This is a genomic window from Pseudoxanthomonas sp. CCNWLW251 (assembly GCF_037402255.1).
Classification (GTDB): Bacteria; Pseudomonadota; Gammaproteobacteria; order Xanthomonadales; family Xanthomonadaceae; genus Pseudoxanthomonas_A.
Genome location: NZ_JBBEGA010000001.1, coordinates 1160107 through 1184484, shown reverse-complemented (window position 1 = coordinate 1184484; position 24378 = coordinate 1160107). Strand labels below are relative to the sequence as shown.

Genomic DNA, 24378 nt, shown 5'->3' with positions numbered 1-24378 from the left:
GTCGTGGGGGCGAGCGGCAGGCCGTGCGCCCGTGCCCCGGGGTGGCCCTTCACCCGCTGCTGCGGGGCCAGGTACCGGACCGGGCCGCGTAGTGTACGGCGCTTGGGGGCCGTGTGTGCCGTAAAATGGCGCGATTGCCGGAGAAGGCGGGCCGAATGAAGCGCTGGTACGGAAAACTGCTGGGATTCGTGGCGGGTTGGCTGCTGATGCGCCATCCGTTGGGCGGCCTGGTGGGCCTGATCATCGGCCACGCCTTCGACGAGGACTGGTTCAAGCTCAGTCGCGACAATCCCTACCGCGTGCTCGGCCTGACCAGCGACGCGGACGATGCCGAGATCGACCAGGCCTACCGCCGGCTGATCTCCCAGTACCACCCCGACAAGATGGCCGGCGCCGCGGAAGATCTGCGCCGCCAGGCCGAACAGAAGGCCGGCGAGATCAACGCCGCCTACGACCGCATCAAGACCCTGCGCAAGCGCAAGTGAGCCCCTCCATGTCGAACTGCATCATCGCCCCGTCCATCCTGTCCGCGAACTTCGCCCGCCTGGGCGAGGAAGTCGACAACGTACTGAAGGCCGGCGCCGACTGGGTGCACTTCGACGTGATGGACAACCATTACGTGCCCAACCTGACCATCGGCCCGATGGTGTGCAGCGCGCTGCGCAAGCATGGCGTCACCGCGCCGATCGACGTGCACCTGATGGTGGAGCCGGTGGACCGCATCGTGCCCGACTTCGCCGAAGCCGGCGCCAGCATCATCAGCTTCCACCCCGAAGCCTCGAAGCACGTGCACCGCACGATCCAGCTGATCAAGTCGCTGGGCTGCAAGGCGGGCCTGGTGCTCAATCCGGGGACGCCGGTCGAGGTGCTGGACTGGGTGCTGCCGGAACTGGACCTGGTGCTGCTGATGTCGGTGAACCCGGGCTTCGGCGGCCAGGCTTTCATCCCGTCGGCGCTGGACAAGCTGCGTGCGGTGCGCGCCATGATCGACAAGACCGGCAAGGACATCCGCTTGGAGATAGACGGTGGCGTGAAGGCCGACAACATCGGCCAGATCGCGGCGGCCGGCGCGGACGCCTTCGTTGCCGGCTCGGCGATCTTCAATGCACCGGACTATGCCGATGTCATTGCCCGCATGCGCCAGGCCGTGGCCGAAGCACGCGGCTGATCGTGTGCTGTAGAGCCGGGCTTGCCCGGCTCATCCCGCGGCCCTCTGTGGTGTGCCGGGCGGAGCAAGCTCCGCTCTACCCACACAAGAAAGGGCGATGGCCTGCGCCACCGCCCTGGAAGAATTGGAGGCTGATCCTGCCTCCGCCCGTCGTCCCTGCTATGGCCTTCCACGCTACGCATGATCTGTGACGGGCAGATGACGATGGCTGGGCTGTTGTAAGAGCGACGTGAGTCGCGACCGCAGATCATCAGTTCCAGGGCTCTTGGGTCGACAGGTGCGCTGGCCGCTACAACGTGCGGTCGCGACTCACATCGCTCCTACAGATGAGCGGCTATTCTCGCGCGACCTACAAGGAACCCCCATGCTCCCACCCCGCTGGCGCCTGATCCTCAACGGAAAATCCGCCGGCGACGAAGACCTGCGCGAGGCCGTGCAGGCCCTGCGCGAGGACGGCGTGGCACTGGACGTACGGGTGACCTGGGAGGACGGCGATGCCGAACGCTACGTCGGCGAGGCCATCGACGATGGCGTGGACACGGTCATCGCTGCGGGCGGCGATGGCACGCTGAGCGAAGTGTCCACCGCGCTGGCCTGTCGCGATGCAACGGCTGGAGTGCTGCCCTCGCTGGGTCTGGTGCCGCTGGGGACGGCCAATGATTTCGCCACCGCCGCCGGCATTCCCGATGCGCCCCTGGAAGCCTTGCGTCTCGTGCAGGGTGCCAGGCCGGTTTCCATGGACCTGCTGCGCATCGAAGCGGAAGACGGCGACCACTGGTGCGCCAATCTCGCCAGCGGTGGTTTCGGCACCGAGGTCACCGTGGAGACCGACGAAGGCCTCAAGAAAATGCTCGGCGGCCTGGCCTACCTGATCACCGGCATCGCCAGGCTGGGTCGCATCGAGCCGGTGCGCGCACGCGTGCACGGTCCGGACTTCGACTGGCGCGGCGACTTCATCGCCCTTGGTGTCGGCAACGGGCGACAGGCAGGCGGCGGGCAAGCGCTCTGCCCCGATGCGCTGATCGATGACGGCGCACTGGACCTGACCATCGTCCCCGAGCTGTCGGGGGAAGTCGCCTCGACCGTCGGCGCCCTGCTGAAGGACGGGAAGCACGCCGCGCTGGACCGCGTCGCGACCCGCGCACGGCTGCCATGGGTCGAACTGGAGGCCGACCAACCGCTGACCCTCAATCTCGATGGCGAGCCCGTCCTTTCGCGACGGTTCCGGATCGAATGCGTGCCCGGCCGGGTCCGCATGCACCTGCCGGCGGAGTGTCCGTTGCGCATGCAACCACCCGCATAGTGGCCCGCGGGTCCGCGCGTCGGGTAAAGTAGGGCGGTGTCCCATCCCGCGCTCCCGCTTTCCAAAGATTCCGCACGCCCTGGCGGGCGATGGTGGCCCGTAGCCGTCGCCCATACCGCCACCGCGTCCCGGAAGGAAAGCCCGCTTGATCTCGCACGACCAGTTCCAGCAGTTTGCTGCTGAAGGCCACACCCCCGGCTCCTACAATCGTGTTCCCGTTGTCCGGGAAGTGCTGTCCGACCTGGACACGCCGCTTTCGGTCTACCTGAAACTCGCTGACGCGCCGCACACCTATCTCTTCGAGTCGGTGGAGGGCGGCGAACGTTTTGGCCGCTATTCCATCATCGGCCTGCCGGTGCGGCGCGTGGCAACGTTCCGTGGCCATACGCTGCAGATCCATGACCACGGCCGCCTGGTCGAAACGCGTGACGTGCAAGATCCTTTTGCCGAAGTCGAAGCGCTGCGAGCGGCCTATTCCGTACCGCGACTGGAAGGCCTGCCGGGCTTCACCGGGGGGCTGGTCGGCTGGTTCGGTTTCGAGTGCATCGGTTACATCGAACCGCGCCTGGCGAACGGCGGGAAGCCCGACGAACTCGACACGCCCGACATCCTGCTGATGCAGTCCGAAGAAGTCGCCGTCTTCGACAACCTCAAGGGCCGCCTGTACCTGATCGTGCATGCCGATCCACGCGAGGACGGTGCATGGGACAAGGCGCAGGCGCGCCTCGACGAGCTGGTGGCCAAACTGCGCCAGCCGGGTTCGTATCCCACGCCGATCACCCGCGACGTGCTGGATGAAAGCCACTTCGTTTCCGGCTTCACCCATGACGGCTTCATCGCCGCGGTGGAGAAATCCAAGGAATACATCCGTGCCGGCGACATCTTCCAGGTGGTGCTGAGCCAGCGCCTCAGCGTGCCGTTCAACGCACGCCCGGTGGATGTCTACCGCGCCCTGCGCGCGCTGAATCCGTCGCCGTACATGTACTTCCTCGATGTCGGCGACGTGCAGGTGGTGGGTTCCTCGCCGGAAATCCTGGTGCGGCTGGAACAGGGCGAAGTCACCGTGCGCCCCATCGCCGGCACGCGCCCGCGCGGGAAGACGCACGACGAGGACCTCGCGCTGGAAGCCGAACTGCTGGCCGATCCGAAGGAGCGTGCCGAGCACCTGATGCTGATCGACTTGGGCCGCAACGACACCGGTCGTGTGTCGGAAGCCGGAACGGTGCAGGTGGGCGAGCAGTTCGTCATCGAACGCTACAGTCACGTCATGCACATCGTCAGCGAGGTGACCGGCAAGTTGTTGCCGGGCCTCAGCTACGCCGACGTGCTGCGCGCGACGTTCCCGGCCGGCACGGTCAGTGGCGCGCCCAAGATCCGCGCGCTGGAAGTGATCCGCGAACTGGAGCCGATCAAGCGCAACGTCTACGCGGGCAGCATCGGTTACATCGGCTGGCATGGCGATGCCGACACGGCCATCGCCATCCGCACCGCCGTGATCAAGGACGGCCGACTGCACGTGCAGGCGGGTGCGGGCATCGTCTACGACTCCGACCCAGAGAAGGAGTGGGACGAGACGATGAACAAGGGTCGCGCGCTGTTCCGCGCGGTGGCGGAAGCGGCGAAGGGGTTGTGACCGTGACGCCGGAAACCCCATCCGCATCCTCAGCGCGTTGTAGGAAGCGTCGCATCCCGATACCCCTACCACCCATGAAGGCAGGCCATCCATGAAAGCCATCCATCGCGTGCTGCTTGCTGTCGTCGCATTGGCATCGGGCCATGTGCAGGCGCAGGTCAACGCGCTCCCGCCGACCCGGCACATCCTGGTCTATGGCGATGCGCAGGCACGCGCGATTCCGGACCGCTTCAAGATCGCCATCCAGTTCGAAGCAACGGACATCAACCCCGATACGGCCCGGCGCGCGGTGGAGCACCACGTGACCAGCACGCTGGCAAAACTCAAGGACGCCCATGTTCCTTCGGACGAGATCGTGGCGACGTCCTTGCAGATCGGACCCCGGCACCACTACGACCAGAAGCTCCAGGAGCAGGTGTTCGTGGGTACGCAGGTGTCGCGCTCACTGACGGCCCGGTTCTCGCGGCAGGCCGACCTGGAGCGTTTCCTGGCGACTGTGGAAACCTCCCAGAGCCTGCGCATCTCCGACGTCACCACTGAGCTGAGCAGCGAAGCAGAACTGCGCAGGGCGCTTCGGGACAAGACCATTGCGTCGGCGAAAACGAAGGCCGACGACATGGCGCGCGCCTATGGCGCACGCCTCGGTCCGGTATACAGCGTGTCGGACGTGGCGCCGCAGTTCGAGTACGGCATCCGCGAGGGCGAGTGGCCCGTCCGCTATGAATGGAGGAGTGGTGGACTGGACCGCATCGAGGTCACCGGAAGCAGGCTCGAACGTGCCGGCGTCGACACTTCGTTGCAATCCGGTTACGTCACCTATACCGACAAGATCTACACCGTGTTCCTGCTGGCGGACTGACCCATGCTGTTGATGATCGACAACTACGACAGCTTCACCTACAACCTCGTGCAGTACCTGCAATCGCTGGGTGCCGAGGTGAAGGTGGTGCGCAACGATGCGATGACGGTCGACGAGATCGCGAAGCTCGCGCCCGAGCGCATCGTCATTTCGCCCGGCCCCTGCACGCCGAACGAAGCCGGGGTCTCGCTGGAAATCATCGAGCGGCTGGGTGCGAACACACCCATCCTCGGTGTCTGCCTCGGTCACCAGAGCATCGGCCAGGCCTATGGCGGCAACGTCATCCGCGCCGGGCGCATCATGCACGGCAAGACCTCGCGCATCCGCCACGAGGGCAAGGGCGTGTTCGCCGGCCTGCCGGATGCCTACGAGGCCACCCGCTACCACTCGCTGGTGGTGGAACGCTCCAGCCTGCCCGCTGCGCTGGAAGTCACCGCCTGGACCGAGAACGAGGACGGCAGCATGGAGGAGATCATGGGCCTGCGCCATCGCGAGTACCCCGTGGAGGGTGTGCAGTTCCACCCCGAGTCGATCCTGACCGAGCACGGCCACGCCCTGCTGAAGAACTTTCTGGAACGATGACGTAGGGCGGGCCTCGGCCCGCCATCGCCATGCCGGTGGGCCAGGGCCCACCCTACGGAGCCGACATGCCACTGACCCCCCAAGAAGCCCTGCAACGCACGATCGAGCACCGCGAGATCTTCCACGACGAGATGGTCGACCTGATGCGCCAGATCATGCGCGGCGACGTGTCGCCGACCATGACGGCCGCCATCCTGACCGGCCTGCGCGTGAAGAAGGAAACCGTCGGCGAGATCGCCGGCGCGGCCACCGTGATGCGCGAGTTCTCGCGTACCGTGGATGTCGCTGACCGGACTCATCTTGTCGACATCGTCGGTACCGGCGGCGACGGTTCCCACACCTTCAACATCTCAACCTGCTCGATGTTCGTCGCGGCTGCGGCCGGTGCGCGCATCGCCAAGCACGGCAACCGCAGCGTGTCGTCGAAGTCGGGCAGTGCCGACGTACTGGAAGCCCTGGGCGTCAACATTGAACTGCAGCCGGAGCAGGTGGCGCAGTCCATCGCGCAGGCCGGCATCGGCTTCATGTTCGCGCCTGTCCATCATCCCGCGATGAAAGTCGTTGCGCCGGTGCGCCGCGAAATGGGCGTGCGCACCATCTTCAACATCCTCGGCCCGCTGACCAATCCTGCCGGCGCACCCAGCATCCTGATGGGGGTGTTCCATCCCGACCTGGTCGGCATCCAGGCGCGCGTGCTGCAGGAACTGGGGGCCGAACGCGCGCTGGTGGTCTGGGGTCGCGACGGTATGGACGAACTTTCGCTGGGCGCAGGCACGCTGGTTGGCGAGCTGCGTGACGGCGAAGTGCGCGAATACGAACTGCACCCGGAAGACTTCGGCATCGCGATGGCCGCCAGCCGCAACCTGCGCGTGGCCGACGCCGCGGAATCGAAGGCGATGCTGCTGGGCGTGCTGGACAACAAGCCCGGTCCCGCCCGCGAGATCGTGGTGCTGAATGCCGGTGCGGCCCTGTACGTGGCCGGTGTGGCGGTGAGCATCGAGGACGGTATCGCCCGTTCACGCGATGCGATCGCCAGCGGCAAGGCACTGGAGCGCCTGCAGCAGTTCATCGCGACCACACAGGCCCTGTGCCTGCCGCCAAGGGAGGCTTGAGATGGCCGCCAGCGGATTCGCCAGCCTGCCCAAACCGCCGTATTACGCGGTGATCTTTTCTTCGCTGCGCAATGGTCAGGATGATGCCGGCTACGGTGCCATGGCCGGGCGCATGGTCGAGCTGGCGCAGCAGCAGCCAGGCTTCCTCGGCATGGAGTCCACGCGCGGAGCCGATGGTTTCGGCATCACGGTGGCCTACTGGGAAAGCGAAGCCGCCATCCTTGCCTGGCGGCAGCACGCCGAGCATACGGCGGCGCGCGAGCAGGGCCGGCGCGACTGGTACGACCACTTCGAGCTGCGCGTGGCCAAGGTTGAGCGGGCTTACGGGTGGGATCGGAAGAAAGGCGTGTAGGAGGGGCTTTAGCCCCGACCGGACTTCGCAAACGCTCCGCGGGCGTGTGCGACCGTCGTTGGAATCGCGTTCTGTCGGGGCTGAAGCCCCCCCTACAGAAGAGCGGATGCGACAATGCGCGGTGCCCTGCACCGGCACGGGAACCGAACCAGGATCTACATGAGCGACATCCTCACCACCATCCTCTCCCGCAAGGCGGACGAGATCGCCGAGCGCAGCGCCCGCGTGCCGCTGGCGGACCTGCGCGCAGGCGCGGGCGATGCATCGCCGACGCGCGGCTTCGCCGATGCGCTGAACGCGATGATCGCGCAGGGCGATCCGGCGGTGATCGCCGAGGTGAAGAAGGCCAGCCCGTCCAAGGGCGTGATCCGTCCGGACTTCCGCCCGGCCGACATTGCGGTCAGTTACGAGTTCGGCGGCGCGGCCTGCCTGTCGGTGTTGACGGACGTGGATTTCTTTCAGGGCGCCGACGACTACCTGAAGCAGGCGCGGGAAGCGTGCACGCTGCCCGTGCTGCGCAAGGACTTCACCGTCGACCCCTACCAGGTGTACGAAGCGCGCGTACTGGGTGCGGACTGCATCCTGCTGATCGTCGCAGCGCTCGACGATGCACAACTGGTCGAGCTGTCCGGGCTGGCGATGCAGCTGGGCATGGACGTGCTGGTGGAAGTGCACGACATCGACGAACTGGAGCGTGCCTTGCAGGTGCCGGTGCCACTGGTCGGCATCAACAACCGCAACCTGCGAACCTTCGACGTGTCGCTGGAGACCACGCTGGCGATGAAGGACGCAGTGCCCAGGGACCGCCTGCTGGTGACCGAGAGCGGCATCCTGGTGCCGGACGATGTGGCGACCATGCGCGCTGCCGGCGTCAACGCGTTCCTGGTCGGCGAGACCTTCATGCGCGCCGAGGAGCCGGGCGAAGCGTTGCGTCAGCTATTCTTCGCCGCATGAGCGACACTTCCTATCCGACGCCACGTCCGGACGCTCCGGTCGTCGTTTTCGATTTCGATCACACGCTGTACGACGGCGACTCCGGCGGACACCTGGTCAGGTGGCTTATTCAGCGCAATCCGCTGCGCGTGCTGGTGGCATTGGTCGCCACGGTGGTGCTGGGCCCGATGGTGGCGTTCCTGCCCACGCGGCGGCGCGGGATTTCCGGCTACATCTGGATCGGCACGTTCGGTCTGCATGGTCGCCGCAGCTTCGACGCACTGATAGACAAATACGTCGCCACCCATCAGCAGGAGGTCCAGCAGCGCCTGTTGCCGATTGCGCTCGAGGTGTTCCGCGAACACCGCGCCAGCGGCGACAGCGTCGTCGTCGCCACCGGTGCGCCGCCCGAACTGGCACGCGCCATCCTGAGCTTCGTCGCACACGAGGACGTGCCCGTCATCGGCACGGCCGTCGGTCCGCGCTTCGGAGCGGTAGTGGCCACGCGCCACTGCCACAATGAAGAGAAGATGCGCATGTTGCGCGAGCGCGGGTATGGCGAAGTTGCCGTCGCGTATTCGGACAGCAGCGCCGACCTGCCCTTGCTGAAGGCGGCGCGCGCACCCGTGGTAGTCAATCCGAAGCCTGCGCGCGTGGAAATGTTCCGCCGCGTGTTGCCGCCGGGGACACCCATCCTCAACTGGGGTTGCAAGGACCGCGGCGGCGCGACCTGACCGGCACTTGCCGGGTCAGATCCGTTCGGGTGCCTTCCAGTCCTTGATCAGGTCGGCGAACTCGATCTCGGCGAAATCCTGGTATTCGCCCGCATCGTAGAAGCGGCCGTAGCAGTTCTTGCAACTCTCGAACCAGATATGCGGTTGCTGCGGATCCACCATCCGGATCAGGTCGCGGTTGCCGATACAGACCGGGCACTTGATGCGGTCGACCTTGTTGCATTCCTCACCCTGCACGGGGTCGCCCGTGTCGATCTCCTCGGCGCGGTGCTTGAGCGTCTCGTGCGCCATCATTTCGAACCAGAGTCCCCTGCAGCGCGTGCAGCGGTGCGCACTGGCTTCGGGTTCGACGATGAGTTCCATCGTGCCTTGGCATTTGGGGCATTGCATGGCGGGGTCTCGTGAGGGCCGGGTCGCCGGATTCTACCGCGGACGCCCGCCGTTGCCAGCGATGGCAAGCCCTAGAGCCGTAGAGGCTCGACATCGACCTTCGGCATCAGCCGCCTGGTGAAATAGCCGTCCTGGTAGTAGCGGACCTTGCGGCACAGGATCGGGTGGGCAAGGCCTTCGTAGAGCACGATCTCCTTCTCCGGTCCCATCGCCTTGAGCTCCTGCGGCAGCATCAGCGCACGTTTCTCCAGCACTTCGTTGTCGGATACGTTGCGCCCCTGGCCATGCGAGCGCGTGCGGGCGCGCCGCCGGATGGTGGTGTAGCCGAGCATCTCCGAGTAGTCGTTTGCGTCCTGCTGTTCGCGCGGTGCATAGATGATCTGCAGCGCGTGATTGGTGATGATGGTGCGTGAGACCTCTTTGCCGTAGACGGCATCCAGCTGCGCCATCGACTGGATGATCGGCAGCAGGCGCAGGTTGTAACCCGCCATGTACGCGACGGCCTTGGCGATGATGTCGACCCGCCCGATCGCCGTGAACTCATCCATCAGCAGCAGGCACTGGTGCTTGAGCGATGCATCGTTCTGTGGCAGGACCTTCGTGTTGACGTTGATCAGCTGGCTGAAGAACAGGTTCACGATGAGCCGGCTCTCCGCCAGCTTGTTGGGCTGGATGCCGACATAGATCGTCATCCGGCGCCTGCGCACGTCGTCGAGACGGAAATCATCGGCGCTGGTGGCGGCATCGAGCACCGGGTTCAGCCACGGATTCAGTGGCTCGCGGAACGAGCCGATGATGGACGCGAAGGTGACGTCGGCTTGCGAGAGCAGGCCTGCAAACGCGGTCTGGGCGTGACTGCTGAGGAAGGGCGCCTGCACTAGTTTCTGCAGGTAGGGCTTGAGTTCGCCGCCGTCCCCCGACGCGACGCGCAGCACCGCGCCCAGCGTCGGCTTCTCCGCGCTGCGATCCTGCTCGTATCGCTCGAACAGGTACAACGAGAAGGCAAGGAATGCGTTGCGCGCCTGGCTGACCCAGAACTTGTCCTTGTCATCGGCATCGGGATAGAGCATCGCCGCGATGCTCTGCAGGTCCGACACCCGGAACGCGGGATCCGGCGAGACGTAGGTCATCGGATTCCAGCGATGCGTGCGCCTGTCCTCCGCGAACGGATTGAACAGATACACCTCATGACCAATCGACTTTCGCCAGCCAGAAGTGAGGTCGAAGTTCTCCTGCTTGATGTCCAGCACCACTGCCGATTCGCGGTAGTCCAGCAGGTTGGGGATCACCACGCCGACACCCTTGCCCGAACGCGTGGGGGCCGCGAGGATCACGAACTGCTGTCCCGGAAGCCTCAGCAGCTTGCCGTTCAACTGGCCGACGACGATGCCATCATCCCGGCTCCCCAGGAATCCTTTTCTCGCCACGTCGACCATGCCGGCGAAGCGTGCGCGGCCATGCAGGTTGCGATGGCTGCGCAGCTTGAACAGCATCACCACCAGCGCTGCCCATGCCAGCAGCATCAATCCACCGGCGATGCCGCCCGCTGCCTTGATCCGCCATGCATAAGGCTGCACGCGCGGGTGTTCGAGATGCTTCAGATAGTCGAAATAGGTGCCGAAGCGGAGCAGGTCACCGTCCATGCCGAGGAACAGCAGCGCCAGGTAGCCGGAAAGATAGATCGCCGCCGTGGTGGCCAGTAACGCCAGGACCAGTGCGGTCAGAACGCGAACGTTGCCCAAACATCCCCCTTTTGAAGCGCGTCAGAACAGTCGGACGCAATCACATGTGTTCGCGGTGAGCCTCAGTGGCCGGCGCCAGTACGGTTACCGTCATCGCGGCGTGCCGCAGTGTCGATCAGTACGTACTGATCGTTCTTCCCCCAGCGTGGCAGCCCTTCCTGAAGCTTCAGGCAGGGCGTGCCGCTGCACGACGTGATGGTTACCTGCTGCAGCGCTTCAAGGACCTCGGCATCCACATGTGCGCGCTTGGCCCGCTCGAGGTTGTGCCAGGCCGCATAGCCGGTGCCGGCTACCAGAAGAAGGCAGCCAGTCGACAGGACGCCCAACGACTTCCATCCCAGGAATCGCGCGCGCTGTGACAATGCCATCTGCTCACGCTGGAGATGGTCGGCGACCTGTTTCAGGCGGGTGGCGGTGTCGCCGATATCCTGCGTGGCGCGTGGAATCTCCTGCGCCAAGGCGTCGCGGACCGCGATGCGCGCCTGCTCCGACATCTCGCGTTTGCCTTCCTCGATGGTCTTCCTCACGACGATGGCGGAACCCTGCAGCTCCTGCGCGGAGGCTTGCTGCGCGGCGGCGGCCTTTTCGCATTGTTGCGTGAGGTGCGCGGCCAGCAGTGCCGAGTTGGCAACGAACTCTTCCATCTTCGACGGTTCCATATCGCTCCCTGCATCCGCGTCGTGTATCGCGCTGCGCAAGAATGACGCGATACGCACCCGTGTTTCAAGCGGGGTGCTGGTGCTTCCCTTCATTCGGTAGATGTCCACGCAGGGCGCGGTTGTAAATGTGAAAGTCGCATTCGTTCATCGCGGTGAAGAACCATTTCACGTGAGTATGTGACGTGGTTTCGTCTTTAACCTTGATCTTCACATTCATGATTTAAGAAATCTGTCCTGCTTCATTTTCCTGCAATAAACAGCTTGTTTTATGGGGTTTCTGCATTTCGACAGGCGGCACTTGGCGAATGCTGTAAACAGATTTACTTCCAATGTGGGTTGACGACACAAAATCGCGTGGATATGTTCGGCTCGACTGTCGTGATGCAGTACCGGATCTGATGTGCAACGCGTATTAACGCTTGCATGAAGACCAAAGGAGCGGGAAAGCATGGATGCCATTACAGGGGGTAATGCACGGGCGCATGTTCCGTGCACGGCGGCGACCGCGGAATATCTGCGGCCCCGGGCGCGTTGTGGCGCGCTTTGCCACCCGGAAACAATCATCAGTGCCGTGACGCACTCCCTTGGGAGCGCGCATCGGGTGTGTGTTGCCGACGATTGCAGGATGGTGGATGCGTGAGCCGGAACGTCGTTATTCGCGGTGTGATGTTGTCGTTGATGGTGATGGTGCCGCTGGCGGTGGCCGGATGCGCCGCGCCCAGGGCGGCGGATGTCGGTGGCCGGTGGAGGCCCGTCAATCGGTTCGCAGAGGCGCCGCAAGCCATTCCGCTGCAGCAGGGTTACGTTTACCAGGCGTCGCCTGTCGACGGCACATTGAAGAACATGCTCGGTCGCTGGGCGAAGGATGCACGCCTGTCGCTGGCGTACTTGCATCCGAACGACTACACCCTGCATGCGCCGGTGGCGCAGATCAGCACGGGCAGTCTCGAGGATGCGGCGGCCCAGTTATCGGCAGCCTACGCGTCGCAGGGCGTCCAGGTGGTGGTCGAGCGCCCGCGGATCATCGTCAGCCAGGCCTCGCACGCTGACACCGATTCCGCGCCCGCCGCGGCGATGGGCGAGTAGGGGTATCGGGCCGCCCATGTTCTCAAGAAAGAAAACATCGTCCCCCGACATCGACCGCGCCGTGGCGCAGGGCGTTAGTTTCGAGCTGACCCTCGCGGAGCGTGCACGCAAGAGCGAGCGTCGCGCATGGCTCGTGGCATGGTCGGCCATCGTGATGTCGCTGATCCTAGCGGGCGGCTACTTCCTGTTCCTGCCGCTCAAGGAAAAGGTGCCGTACCTGGTGATGGCCGATCCGTATACCGGTACCGCGAGCGTGGCGCGGCTGACGGGCAATTTCCAGGATCGTGATGTCACCACCGAGGAAGCGATCAACAAGAGCAACGTGGCGCAGTTCGTCCTCGCCCGCGAATCCTACGATTCCGGCCTGATCGGCCAGCGCAACTGGCGAACGACCCTGGCGATGGCGGGACCTGCCGTCTCGCCTGCCTACATCGCGCTGCATTCGGAGAGCAACCCCGAACGGCCGTTCCGCCTGTATGGTGCGTCCAGTTCCGTGCGCGCGCGGATCCTCAGCATCGTCCTGATCGGCGGCGGCGCAGGCACTCGGCCCACCGGTGCGACGGTGCGTTTCCAGCGCAGCCTGTACGACAAGGGACGTGGTCAGGTACAGCCGCTGGACAGCCGGATTGCGACGCTGGAGTTCACCTACAACCCCGATCTCCGCTTGAGCGAAGAGGATCGCCTGCTGAATCCACTGGGATTCCGCGTCACCAACTACCGCGTGGATGACGACTTCGCTGCCGCCAGCGTGCCGGAGCGGGAGTTCCCAGCACCGCCCGCCGTGCCGGTTCCACCCGCGCAGCCAGTGCCAGCACCGGCCGCCGAGCCTGCCGCCGCCGCGCTCGACGGAGCCGTTGCCCCCGCCAACGAGAACGACGTATCGACGGCGCCGCAGCCTGCGGAGCAGTCGGAAACCCAGACTGGACCCGGAGTGCCCCAACGATGAGGTGGAAGGACGCGCTGCGTTTGGCTGTCATCGGCCTGCTGCTCACGACATGGCCGGCGATGGCGCAGGTGATCGAGGAGTACATCTACGCGCCGGACAAGGTGTATCCGGTGCGCACGGGCCTCGGCATCACGACCCAGATCGAGCTTTCTCCGCATGAGGAGATCCTGGACTTCAGCACCGGTTTCAGCGGGGGCTGGGACATCAGCCGGCGCGGCAACGTGTTCTACCTGAAGCCGAAGAATGTCGACGTGGATACCAACCTGCTGGTACGCACGGCGGCCCACGCCTACATCTTCGAGCTCAAGGTGGTGGCCACCGACTGGCGCGTGCTGGACCAGGCACGGGCGGCGGGCGTGCAGTACCGCATCAAGTTCGCCTATCCCGGCGACACCAGCTTTGCCGGTACGGTCAACAAGCCTCAGGACGTCGCATCCGAGCTCAACACCGATGTCGAGCCGGGTCGCGCCTATCACTTCAACTACGACTACGCCCAGCGCAAGCGCGGGCCCACATGGCTCGTGCCGACGACGGTCTATGACGATCGCCGTTTCACCTACATCAGGATGGGGGACCGGACGCGTTTCCCCAGCGGCAATTTCCCCGTGGTGTTCGCACGGGACAGCGAGGAGGGCGAAGAGTTCGTCGTCAACTCCACGGTGCAGGAAGACACCATTGTCGTGCATGGCACGTACCCCTACTTGGTCATCCGCCACGGCGACAACGTGGTGGGCCTGCGCAGGAGCCCGGAACGATGAACCAGACACCGCACGACCACTCGGACACGGGGCCTGAGCGCGCGGCGCCGCAGAGTCCCTATCAGACCGCGCGTCCCGCAGCAGATCCCGACCTGGATGCAAACGCACCCTACCTGCGCTCCGCTGACGTGCAGCGGCTCAACCGCAAGGCGTTGCTGTTCCTGGCTGGCATCGTTCTACTGTTGCTGCTAGCTGCGCTCTGGATATTCAATAGCGTCGTGGCGGATCCGGAGAATGATGCATCTAGGAAACCACCGGGCGAACAGGTCGTGATCCCGGCAGCCCCCAAGGACCTGCCAGAACTTCCACCTGAGCAGCCGGTTATGGTCGCTGAGCCGGATCTGCCGCCATTGCCTGTCATTGACGATGCGCCGCCACCGCCCAGTGGCCTTGGGCTTCCAGATATAGGAAACACGAAATCAAATGAGTTGACGCTGCGCGATCGGCGCATCATGGATGGATCGGGGATGAGCGGTGGAGCGTCTGGCCAATCCGGGGCTATGGCTGGCGTGATGTCGCCGGACGAGTACGCGCGTCTGATGATGCAGGCGGGTGCGGAACCCGAGGCGACTCCGCCCGTCAAGGCTGAAGACCTGACCAGCGCCAAGCCGCTCTACAATCCCAACACCCTGCTGATCCGCGGCACCTACATCCGCTGCGTGCTCGAATCGCGCGTCATCACCGACGTCCCGGGCTACACGTCCTGCGTGGTGACCGAGCCGGTGTACTCCGTCAACGGCAAGCGCCTGCTGCTGCCGCGTGGCTCGAAGGTGATGGGCAGCTACAACTCCGATGCCATCATCGGCGAGCGCGCGGCGATCGTATGGGACCGCATCACCACACCCACGGGCATGGACGTCAACATGCGCAGCCCGGGTACCGACATGCTGGGCGCGGCCGGGAATCCCGGCCACTATTCCGCGCACTGGGCGCAGCGCATCTCTTCCGCGCTGCTGATCAGCATGCTGAGCGATGCCTTCAAGTACGCCGGCGCCAAGCATGGTCCCCAGGAAACCTCGATCGTCAACGGCGCCGTCGTCCAGAACCCCTACGAGAGCAATACCGCCAGGACCATGGAGCGCTTGGCCAACATGGCGCTCGACCGCAACATGGCACGCCCGCCGACGGTGACGATAAACCAGGGCACCATCGTCAATGTCTACGTCGCCCGCGATGTCGACTTCTCTGCGGTGATGCGCTGACAGGCGGCACGATGGACACGCAGAACGAACCTCTCGCCCGCGTTTCGAACGAGTTCCTGGACTACCAGTACCAGGTGCTCGGGATCGGCGAGCACATGCATTCCTCGGATGTCACCGAGATCTGCATCAATCGCCCGGGGGAGCTCTACCTCGAAACGGCGCGTGCGGGCTGGCTGAAGGCCGACGTGCCGACGTTGACGTTCGAGCGGGCGAGGCAGTTCTGTACGTCGGTGGTCAACGAGAGCAACACGGGCCAGCGCATCACCGACATCGATCCGATGGTGTCGCTGACCTTCCCGACCGGCCAGCGCGCCCAATTCGTGATTCCACCCGCCTGTGATGCCGGCAAGGTGTCGATCACCATCCGCTTGCCGGCGAAGTTCAGCAAGACCCTGGAGCAGTACGAGCAGGATGGCTTCTTCGACGAGATCCTCGAGCAGCAACAGGCGCTCGGTGACCACGACCAGGAACTGCTGGAACTGCGCCGCAGCCGGAACTACGCGGAGTTCTTCCGGAAAGCGGTGCACTACCACAAGAATATCGTGGTGGCCGGCGCGACCGGCAGCGGCAAGACGACCTTCATGAAGTCGCTGGTGAACCACATCCCCGACCAGGAACGGCTGGTGACGATCGAGGATGCGCGCGAGCTGTTCATCCGCCAGCCGAACGTGGTGCACCTCCTCTATTCCAAGGGCGGCCAGAGCGCCAGCAATGTCACCGCAAAGAACTGCATGGAAGCCTGCCTGCGCATGAAGCCGGATCGCATCATCCTGGCCGAGCTGCGCGGCGACGAGTCGTTCTACTTCATCCGCAACTGCGCCTCGGGCCACCCCGGTTCCATCACCAGCTGTCACGCGGGCAGCACGGTGCAGACGTGGGACCAGCTGGCGCTGATGGTGAAGGCGTCCTCCGAAGGTGCCGGGTTGGAGTTCGACGTGATCAAGCGTCTGCTGAAGATGACGATCGACATCGTCGTGCATATCAAGGCGCACGCGGGGCGCCGCTACATCACCGGCATCGATTTCGATCCCGCCCGCGCGCTGTCGTCCTGAAGGAGGAAGAACATGAACCCCCTGAACGCACTTCAAGGTTGGGCAACGTACGCGGGGCGTGATGGCGCCCCCGTCTCGTCTGTTGAAGGAGGGGAGCGCTGATGCTGCCTGGCATGGAATTGATGGGATGCACGGGGCTGGCGGTTCCGCCCTCCGTGATGCAGCACGTCGTACAGGTTGAATCCTCGTTCAACCCCTATGCCATCGGTGTGGTGGGTGGGCGGCTGGCGCGGCAGCCACGCAATCTCCCGGAAGCGCTGTCGACTGCCCGCATGCTGGAGGACCGGGGCTACAACTTCTCCCTCGGGCTGGCACAGGTCAACCGCTACAACCTGGCGCGGCAGGGCCTGGACAGCTACGAAAAAGCGTTCGACGTCTGTCCCAACCTGCAGGCGGGCTCGCGCATCCTGGCGGAGTGCTACTCCCGTTCCGGGAAGGACTGGGGCAAGGCGTTCAGCTGCTACTACTCCGGCAACTTCACCACCGGCTATCGGCACGGATACGTACAGAAAGTGTTCGCGTCCTGGCAACGCCAGTCTGGCGACGATGCCACGCCCGCCATCCCGGTGATAGATCGCGGGACCACGGCGCAGCGCAGCACTGCCCCGCGTGCGCGCGCAGCGAGCGTGCCGTCGTCCCGCGTGACGCGCCGCATCGAGGAGGCACGATCCGATCGGAGCGCCATGCCCGCTCCCGCCATGTCCGTGGCGAGCGCGTCCATGCCACTGCCCGTAGCCGCGCCCGCACCCACCACCCACGTTGCGCCCGCGGTCGCGCAGCCGGCGGCCGACGCACCCGTGCTGGTGCAGGCCTATCACCAGAACACAGCCGCGACGCCATCGGCGCCGCAGGTCGTGCAGGCATCCGGGAGGGACGACGCTTTCGTCTTCTAGCAGTACCCGCCAGGGATGGCTTAACGGCACGCGAAAGTGCCACCCACCACTGCAACCACCATTTGGGGTCGACTATGAACAACATGCAAGCCACTCAAGCCAAGCAGGCATCCACCGCCTTGATCGTGATGATTGTCGCAACCACCATGTTGGCAATCCCAGATCCCGCGTTCGCCCAGAGTGTGACGGGCGCGCAGGGACGTGTCACCACGTTCTTCACCAATATCAATGCGTTGTTGAACGTGGCGTCCATCGCCATCGTCACCATCGCCGTGATCTTCGCGGGCTATCAGATCGCGTTCAACCACAAGCGCGTCGGTGATGTGGCGCCGGTGCTGATCGGCGGGTTCCTGATCGGTGCAGCCGCCCAGATCGCGAAGATGCTGCTGCCGTCCGACGTCACCTCCACGGCGATGGCCGTCGGTCAGATGCTGACGCAGTATGCATAAGAACGTGCTGTTCAGGGGCTGCACACGCCCGCCCATGTTCATGGGGGTTCCCTACGTGCCCTTCACGATCGGGGCGGGCGGCTGCCTGCTGCTCACGTTCTACTTCAACATGTTCTTCCTGGCCCTGCTGCCGGTGGTCATCTTCATCATGCGGCAGATGGCGCGCCGCGACGAGATGATCTTCCGGTTGCTGGGGCTGCGGTGGCAGTTCCGGACCAAGGTCCGGAACCTCCGCCATCACGAAGGCATGTGGGTATTCACGCCCAACGCGTACCGCACGCGTTTCGACGAATCGATTCCGGACTGACTCATGCTCGCGCCCGACCTATCCATCGCCGAGTTCATCCCACTGTCCGCCCACGTGTCGCCGCATGTGGTCAAGACCACGGGTGGCGATTTCCTGCTGACCTGGCGGCTTGATGGGCTGCCCTTCGTCGGGCGCGAGGAATGGGAACTGGAGCATCGCCACAACACGTTCAACCGAATGCTGCAGACGTTGCGCGCACCGGACTTCGTCAATGTTGCGTTCTGGGTGCACGACCTGCGACGGCGCGGGCGGATCCGCTCGGGCGCGCGCTTTGGGCAGGCGTTCAACCAGGCGCTGTCCGACGGCTACTTCGACGGGCTGTCCGCACAGAAGATCATGCAGAACGAGCTGTACCTCACGATGATCTACCGGCCCATCGTGATGGGCAAGAAATTCGTCGAGAAGTCCGCGAACATCCCGCGCCTGCAGGCCGAGCAGGAGCAGTCCGTATCGAAGCTGATGGAGCTGGCCGGCAACGTGGAAGCTGTCCTGAAGGATTACGCGCCGATGCGGCTGGGCATGTACGAGTCCGACGCGGGCGGCGTGTTCTCAGAGACGCTGGAATTCTTCGGCTTCTTGCTCAATCGCATCTCGGAGCCGGTGCCGGTGCTGCGGGCGCCCCTCTACGACTACCTCGCCGTCAGCCGGCACATGTTCTCGTCCAAGACCGGCGACTTCGTGGTCAGCACACCGGACGGACAGAACCATTTCGGCGCGATCCTGAACATCAAGGAATACACCGACGGCACCTGGCCCGGCATCCTCAATGGCCTGAAATATCTCGACTTCGAGTACGTCATCACCCATTCGTTCAGCCCCATGGGGCGGCAGGACGCATTGAAGGTCTTGGATCGCACCAAGGGGATGATGATCTCGTCCGGGGACAAGGCGGTCAGCCAGATAGTGGAACTGGATGGCGCGATGGACCAGGTCGCGTCCGGCAACTTCGTGTTGGGCGAATACCACTTCATCATGACCTTGTATGCGGAGGACCAGTCCCGCCTTTCGCAGAACGTCGCGGTGGCCCGGGCGGAGCTGTCCAACGCCGGTTTCGTTTCCACCAAAGAGGACCTGGCGGTGTGCTCGTCCTTCTACTCGCAGCTGCCTGGCAACTGGCGCTACCGGACGCGGTTGGCGAACGTCAGTTCGTTGAACTTCCTGGGCCTGTCGCCGTTGCACAACTTCGCCACTGGCAAGCGGGACAACAATCCCTGGGGCGAATGCGTCACCGTACTGCAAACCACCAACGGCCAGCCCTACTATTTCAACTTCCACGCCACCCATCCCGCCGAGAACTCGCTGGGTGAGAAGGCCATCGCCAACACCATGGTCATCGGCAAGTCGGGTACCGGCAAGACGGCACTGATCAACTTCCTGCTCAGCCAGGTGCAGAAGTTCGACCCGGTGCCGACCATCTTCTTCTTCGACAAGGACCGCGGCGCCGAGATCTTCGTGCGCGCCTGCGGCGGCAACTATCTGGCGCTGGAGAATGGCCAGCCGACCGGCTTCAATCCGTTCCAGTGCGAACGCACGGATGCCAACGTGCAGTTCCTGGCGGGATTGATCAAGGTGCTGGCGGGCAAGACGCACTACACCGCCCGAGAGGACGAGGATGTCTTCCGCGCGGTAGAGGCCATGCTCGACATGCCGTTCCACCTGCGCTCGATGACCAATTTCCAGAAGAGCCTGCCCAATATGGGCGACGACGGTCTCTACGCGCGCCTGCGCAAATGGACGGCCGGGAATGCGCTGGGCTGGGTCTTCGACAATCCCATGGACACCGTCGACCTTGGCCGGGCCAGCATCATCGGTTTCGACTACACCGATGTCATCGAGAATGCCGAGATACGCGTACCGGTAATCAACTACCTGCTCCATCGCCTGGAGGAACTGATCGACGGGCGCCCGCTCATCTACGTGATGGATGAGTTCTGGAAGATCCTCGACGGCGGCGGTGCGCTCAAGGATTTCGCCAAGAACAAGCAGAAGACGATCCGCAAGCAGAATGGCCTGGGCATCTTCGCCACCCAGAGCCCGGAGGATGCGCTGGCGAGCGACATTTCAGCCGCGCTGATCGAGCAGACCGCCACGCTGATCCTGTTGCCGAACCCGAATGCCTCCCGCGATGACTACATTGAGGGGCTGAAGCTGACCGATGCCGAGTTCCAGGTGATCAAGAGCCTGGACGAGCGCTCGCGCTGCTTCCTCGTCAAGCAGGGGCACGCATCAACGGTCTGCCAGCTCAACCTGCGCGGAATGGATGACGCGCTGGCAGTGATCTCGGCCAGCACCGACAACATCGAGATCATGCACCGCATCGTCGACGAAGAGGCTCAGCGTCTCGAGGTCGACAGGGCAGATCTGCTTCCCGAGCATTGGTTGTCGCGGTTCCAGAAGGAACGGAAAGGGTCGGGCCGATCAACAACGAGTCAGGTGCGACGGAGTGAACGAGCATAGCGTCAGTGTTTCTTGCAATTTCGATTTGTGAGCGGACCCAACGACAAGCAATACCCTTAGAAAAAATGCAGAAGGATACTTATATGTCATGGGATTACACGACAAGCAGGGTTGGTCTCAGGCGTGCACTTATGCCGCTCTTGATTGCTGGCTTCCTGTTGCCGATGACGGACGGCAAGGCATCAGGAGTGCCCGTCGTTGATGGGGCCCATATCGGGATCAACAAGTTCGCATGGGTTGCTCAGTACCGGCAGATGTATCAGGAGTTGCAGCGCCAGATGGAGCAGTACCGGACACAGATCCGCGAACTGGAGCAGAAGTACGTCAATGGGCCATCGTTCAATGGCGGATTGGGATACCGGGAGACATTGTCAGAACGGGGTCTCAATGACTATGTCGCCGAACGCTGTGGTAGCGGCAGTGGTTTGCGCACTGGTCCGGCCCAGATCAAGGACATCGCTGAGCGTCAGTTCCGAAACTGTGTGGCCATCATCCAGACAGAGAACACACGTTACAACGTGATGGTCAGGATTCTCAAGAATCTTGACGTGCGGGACAGGCAAATGGAGGAACTCAAGCGGCAGGCCGCAGGTGTGCCGGCGGACCAGCCTGGTGCGCTCGAACGAGTGAAGGCGAACATAGCACAGTTGGAAGCGTATGTTGCTCTTGATATCCAGAACGCGAACACGCTTCTAAATGCCTATGACGCAAGTCTCAAGGCACTGAACACGGAGCAGGTTTGGCTCGGGCAGGCGGCATTCAATGGAAAAGGCCGGGGTCTTCTTGATGAAGTCGTTCAGTACGGTGCGCTGAAGGGTGCCTTGCAGGTAGCTCGTAGTCGCGAGCGTTAGTGCTAGGCGTGCCGTATCGGGATGGATTCATGGCTCAAACTTTGAAACAGGCCAATATATAAATGGACGGCGCATTGCTCTCAGTCATGGACTCGGTACGGGAGTGGGTTCCCTTGAATGCCTCTCTGCCAAACATGGTCTTCTTCCATGAGATCAATGATTTCATCGATGATGAGTTGATCAACGAGTACCTGCCGAATCTGGGGCGACGGGTCATGCGCGTGGTGGGCGGGCTGGGAACCGTGCTGCTTACCTTATGGATCATGATTCAGGGGTACCGGATCGTTACGGGCCAATCACGAGAATCCATGATGGCGCTGGTAGTCAGTTCGCTACGCGCTACGTTCATCATAGGGATCGCGCTCGGAACAGCAGTCTCCTGGGGGCCGATCTATCAAACATTGACGGATGGTCTGACGAGGACCGTCAACGAGACGATGACGGGCGAAGAGGATGATGGTGGGGCATACGGGGATATCGACCGTACGTTGGCCATCATGCAGGCAGCGCTGTCGGCCATCGATACCGTCGACAGCAATCACGACATGGTCACAGAGAAACAAAAGGACAGGGCTCTGCTTTTCACGGGCGTAGGGCTCGGAGCGCCCGCCATCATGGCGGCTGTTGCGATGATGTTGAACAAGGTAGCAATTGGTTTGATCGTCGCAATGGGGCCTGTGTTCATTCTCTGCCTGCTGTTCGAGCAAACCAAGTCTCTTTTCCAGAAGTGGCTCATGTATGGAATAGGGACGCTATTCTCAATGGCGCTATTGACTGTGATGGTCACGCTTGCCTTGGATATGGTAATTGCCGTGGGAACCGCATTCTGGATTACGAGTGCGGTGGGCATGGGGGGGGAGAACGTCACCAATATGGCCATGCAGCAAGGTGGGCTCGGGTTGATCTTGACCGCCCTCATCGTAAGCGCGCCGCCGATGGCCGCGATGCTGTTCCAAGGCACGCTCGGCCAGTTCACACCCTACAGCGCCTTCTCGCCATCGCAACAACCAGGTGCTCCAGGGCAGCCCGGATACTCGGGTGTGAGTGGAGATACGCAGTCGTCGGCACGTTCATCATCGATGGCGGACTATCCGGCCCAGTCAACACGCAAGGCTTACAGCTGAGGTTGATCGTTCATGTCGCGCAAAACAATTCTTCTCTTCTTGCTTATCTTCCCCTTGGAGTCCTATGCACAGACAGCATGCCCTCAAGGTGTAGCGCCGGGTGATCCGCGTTGTGGCCCCGGTGGGGGTGGGGGCGGCGGATGGGATCTACCTGCCGGGAAGGTATACACCCGATGGAAGTCAACTTGGGGCGCGATGGTGGAGGACACTGCCACCGGGAATGTGGGCACGTCGACCGGTCAATCGAGTCGCCGGAAAGCGGTCCGCGAAGCGCTTGCAAAATGCAAGGCCATGGGGGCAGGGCTGGAATGCAAATACATCTACACCTACACGAACAGCTGCGCGGTCGTTGCCGAGCCGATTGAGGTGCTAAAGAATTCGGTCTCTGCCTATCAGAACGGAGAGACGGTGGAGGCTGCATCAAAGCTCGCCATAGCCGGCTGCTCAGTTCGAAACGGAGGGCGTGCCTGTCAAGTGTATTACTCGAACTGCACGGCGCCGATACTGATTCGCGAGTGAGGGAAAAGGACCATTGCTTCCAGCTCTCCCTGGGTAGCCATCAACGAGGATACACGGTTGCCGGGAGGCATCTAGGCGTGCTGGCCTGCAAGCGTCGTTGAAGTTGAGCGATGCTTTCCGTGCCTATGACTATCTTGAACGAGATGTTCTTTCTCCGGCTTTATGTTCGGCTGCCAAATCGCGACAGAAGCAAGCAGGCAGATCCGATTGGCAGTCGCTAGCCCAGTCGGCGGTATCGAAGCGCCGATATCCAGTATGCAAGCCGTCAGACCAAGTTGTACTTCCAACATGAGGTTGCAGCGCATGACAAAGCTATCTCCCCTGCTCCTGGCCGCGATGGCCACCATGGCCGCGATGGCCGTCGGTTGCGATGCGCAGGCGCCGCAAAGCATGGATGAGGCGACCCAGCCAACACCCCCTCAGACGAAGGAACAGGACATGTCAGAGCTGAAATCGCCAACCGCGGACAGCGTGTTGTATTTCATCTATCAGCGCGACGGCGACGGTGCGGTCAGCTACAAGGTCGACGGCGGTGCGACCGTCAGCTACTGGTACGGCCATGCGTTCGATCTCAAAGGAAAGCATTACTTCACGGGCTTCGGCAGCAAAAGCGAGGGCGAGGGTCCAGAGGGCGAGAACGGGATGATGGATCCCGAGCATGTCGCCATCTCCCAGGCGACGTTCACGCGCGTGGAGAAGGAGGGCAAAGCCGAGTGGTCCAAGCCCGACACGGACGGCTATGTCGGCGAGTTCGGCAGGATGGGGCGGGCAGAGCAGATCGACGAGTCGCGAAAGGCACAGTCTTTCACCACCGGCGACGGCCGCTACCTCTTGGCTGTACCGACGTTGGATTTCGTGAACGGCACGGACGTACGCATGTTCGCTTTGCTTCTCTTCGATCCCGACAACGTGGACGCACTTGGATTCAGGCAATGGGGCTATCTCGGGAGCATTCCCGTCAGCTACGACAACAGTGATGCGTGCGATGGTGGGGAGGTGATGCCTTGCGCGGCGAGCAGCGGGACACTCGCATTCGAGCAGACCGGTGCGGGTCTGCCTGACCTCAAGGTTGTCTCGAAGGGAACCACCATCGCCGCGCCCGGAAAGGTTCGCGACATGACGGAAGCAGACACGGTGGTCTACACCTTCGACCAGTCCAAGCAAAGCTACGAGAAGTAAGCCGATTCAGAGTTGACCGAGTTGCATCAGGCCCATGGAGGGGCCCGGTTGACGTCCAGCGACCTTGGGTCGCGTACCTCAGCAAAGG

The 24378-nt window shown here is 63.3% G+C and carries 25 protein-coding genes; 22 read left to right on the top strand and 3 right to left on the bottom strand.

The genetic code is table 11. From position 1 onward, the window contains the following. The first annotated feature begins 155 nt into the window (after nt 1-155). The 10 genes from WBN46_RS05630 to WBN46_RS05585 all read left to right on the top strand — a co-directional run bounded on the left by WBN46_RS05630 (nt 156) and on the right by WBN46_RS05585 (nt 8676). The gene (locus tag WBN46_RS05630) at nt 156-485 is read left to right on the top strand and encodes a DnaJ domain-containing protein (RefSeq protein WP_142124091.1); all 330 of its coding nucleotides are present in this window, start codon (nt 156-158) and stop codon (nt 483-485) included. 8 nt (nt 486-493) lie between these two features. Beyond that, nucleotides 494-1168: a ribulose-phosphate 3-epimerase gene (gene rpe / locus WBN46_RS05625; RefSeq protein WP_337730640.1), complete on the top strand. Its 675-nt coding sequence runs from the start codon at nt 494-496 to the stop codon at nt 1166-1168. A 364-nt stretch (nt 1169-1532) separates the two neighbouring features. Further along, nucleotides 1533-2471, top strand: a complete 939-nt coding sequence (gene yegS, locus WBN46_RS05620) for a lipid kinase YegS (protein ID WP_337730639.1) — start codon at nt 1533-1535, stop codon at nt 2469-2471. Between the two features lie 145 nt (nt 2472-2616). Continuing rightward, entirely contained in the window at nt 2617-4104 is a 1488-nt protein-coding gene (gene trpE, locus WBN46_RS05615) for an anthranilate synthase component I (RefSeq protein WP_337730638.1), read from the top strand. A gap of 91 nt (nt 4105-4195) precedes the next feature. After that, nucleotides 4196-4963, top strand: coding sequence for an SIMPL domain-containing protein (locus WBN46_RS05610; protein ID WP_337730637.1), 768 nt, complete (start codon nt 4196-4198; stop codon nt 4961-4963). 3 nt (nt 4964-4966) lie between these two features. Then, nucleotides 4967-5545 (top strand): aminodeoxychorismate/anthranilate synthase component II, encoded by a 579-nt coding sequence (locus tag WBN46_RS05605; protein ID WP_337730636.1) that lies wholly within the window; start codon nt 4967-4969, stop codon nt 5543-5545. A gap of 65 nt (nt 5546-5610) precedes the next feature. Further along, nucleotides 5611-6657 carry an anthranilate phosphoribosyltransferase gene (trpD, locus tag WBN46_RS05600; protein WP_337730635.1) on the top strand — a complete coding sequence of 349 codons (1047 nt, stop codon included), beginning with the start codon at nt 5611-5613 and terminating at the stop codon, nt 6655-6657. A 1-nt stretch (nt 6658) separates the two neighbouring features. Beyond that, complete coding sequence (locus WBN46_RS05595) at nt 6659-7009, top strand: antibiotic biosynthesis monooxygenase (RefSeq protein WP_337730634.1); 351 nt, start codon at nt 6659-6661, stop codon at nt 7007-7009. Between the two features lie 159 nt (nt 7010-7168). Further along, nucleotides 7169-7963: an indole-3-glycerol phosphate synthase TrpC gene (gene trpC / locus WBN46_RS05590; protein ID WP_337730633.1), complete on the top strand. Its 795-nt coding sequence runs from the start codon at nt 7169-7171 to the stop codon at nt 7961-7963. Further along, nucleotides 7960-8676 (top strand): haloacid dehalogenase-like hydrolase, encoded by a 717-nt coding sequence (locus WBN46_RS05585; RefSeq protein WP_337730632.1) that lies wholly within the window; start codon nt 7960-7962, stop codon nt 8674-8676. Before trpC ends, WBN46_RS05585 begins: the two co-directional genes overlap by 4 nt. A 15-nt stretch (nt 8677-8691) precedes the next feature. On the opposite strand, the gene WBN46_RS05580 is transcribed toward WBN46_RS05585, so the two are convergent. The 3 genes from WBN46_RS05580 to WBN46_RS05570 all read right to left on the bottom strand — a co-directional run bounded on the left by WBN46_RS05580 (nt 8692) and on the right by WBN46_RS05570 (nt 11575). Then, nucleotides 8692-9066 carry a zf-TFIIB domain-containing protein gene (locus WBN46_RS05580; protein ID WP_192200171.1) on the bottom strand — a complete coding sequence of 125 codons (375 nt, stop codon included), beginning with the start codon at nt 9064-9066 and terminating at the stop codon, nt 8692-8694. A 71-nt stretch (nt 9067-9137) separates the two neighbouring features. After that, nucleotides 9138-10790, bottom strand: coding sequence for a type IV secretory system conjugative DNA transfer family protein (locus WBN46_RS05575; protein WP_337730893.1), 1653 nt, complete (start codon nt 10788-10790; stop codon nt 9138-9140). Between the two features lie 80 nt (nt 10791-10870). Beyond that, complete coding sequence (locus WBN46_RS05570; RefSeq protein ID WP_337730631.1) at nt 10871-11575, bottom strand: hypothetical protein; 705 nt, start codon at nt 11573-11575, stop codon at nt 10871-10873. Nucleotides 11576-12133: 558 nt separating this feature from the next. Between WBN46_RS05570 and WBN46_RS05565 the strand changes: the two genes are divergently transcribed. From WBN46_RS05565 to WBN46_RS05510, 12 genes are all read left to right on the top strand, one after another. Beyond that, nucleotides 12134-12553, top strand: coding sequence for a TcpQ domain-containing protein (locus WBN46_RS05565; protein WP_337730892.1), 420 nt, complete (start codon nt 12134-12136; stop codon nt 12551-12553). Nucleotides 12554-12569: 16 nt separating this feature from the next. After that, a complete protein-coding gene (locus tag WBN46_RS05560; RefSeq protein WP_337730630.1) occupies nt 12570-13499 on the top strand; it encodes a type IV secretion system protein in 930 nt (309 codons plus the stop codon). After that, nucleotides 13496-14257 (top strand): TrbG/VirB9 family P-type conjugative transfer protein, encoded by a 762-nt coding sequence (locus WBN46_RS05555; RefSeq protein ID WP_337730629.1) that lies wholly within the window; start codon nt 13496-13498, stop codon nt 14255-14257. The genes WBN46_RS05560 and WBN46_RS05555 overlap by 4 nt, the downstream gene beginning before the upstream one ends. Next, nucleotides 14254-15459 (top strand): TrbI/VirB10 family protein, encoded by a 1206-nt coding sequence (locus WBN46_RS05550; protein WP_337730628.1) that lies wholly within the window; start codon nt 14254-14256, stop codon nt 15457-15459. Before WBN46_RS05555 ends, WBN46_RS05550 begins: the two co-directional genes overlap by 4 nt. Beyond that, complete coding sequence (gene virB11 / locus WBN46_RS05545) at nt 15456-16511, top strand: P-type DNA transfer ATPase VirB11 (RefSeq protein WP_337730891.1); 1056 nt, start codon at nt 15456-15458, stop codon at nt 16509-16511. Before WBN46_RS05550 ends, virB11 begins: the two co-directional genes overlap by 4 nt. Nucleotides 16512-16624: 113 nt before the next feature. After that, nucleotides 16625-17404, top strand: coding sequence for a lytic transglycosylase domain-containing protein (locus WBN46_RS05540; RefSeq protein WP_337730890.1), 780 nt, complete (start codon nt 16625-16627; stop codon nt 17402-17404). Between the two features lie 74 nt (nt 17405-17478). After that, nucleotides 17479-17853 carry a TrbC/VirB2 family protein gene (locus WBN46_RS05535; protein ID WP_337730627.1) on the top strand — a complete coding sequence of 125 codons (375 nt, stop codon included), beginning with the start codon at nt 17479-17481 and terminating at the stop codon, nt 17851-17853. Continuing rightward, nucleotides 17846-18160 carry a VirB3 family type IV secretion system protein gene (locus WBN46_RS05530; RefSeq protein ID WP_142123391.1) on the top strand — a complete coding sequence of 105 codons (315 nt, stop codon included), beginning with the start codon at nt 17846-17848 and terminating at the stop codon, nt 18158-18160. The genes WBN46_RS05535 and WBN46_RS05530 overlap by 8 nt, the downstream gene beginning before the upstream one ends. Nucleotides 18161-18163: 3 nt before the next feature. Then, on the top strand, nt 18164-20617 hold the full coding sequence (locus tag WBN46_RS05525; RefSeq protein ID WP_337730626.1) for a VirB4 family type IV secretion/conjugal transfer ATPase: 2454 nt from the start codon (nt 18164-18166) through the stop codon (nt 20615-20617). Nucleotides 20618-20700: 83 nt separating this feature from the next. Further along, nucleotides 20701-21468 (top strand): hypothetical protein, encoded by a 768-nt coding sequence (locus WBN46_RS05520; protein ID WP_337730625.1) that lies wholly within the window; start codon nt 20701-20703, stop codon nt 21466-21468. Nucleotides 21469-21530: 62 nt separating this feature from the next. After that, nucleotides 21531-22592, top strand: a complete 1062-nt coding sequence (locus WBN46_RS05515) for a type IV secretion system protein (RefSeq protein ID WP_337730624.1) — start codon at nt 21531-21533, stop codon at nt 22590-22592. A gap of 822 nt (nt 22593-23414) precedes the next feature. Further along, nucleotides 23415-24290, top strand: coding sequence for a hypothetical protein (locus WBN46_RS05510; RefSeq protein WP_337730623.1), 876 nt, complete (start codon nt 23415-23417; stop codon nt 24288-24290). Nucleotides 24291-24378: the final 88 nt, after the last annotated feature.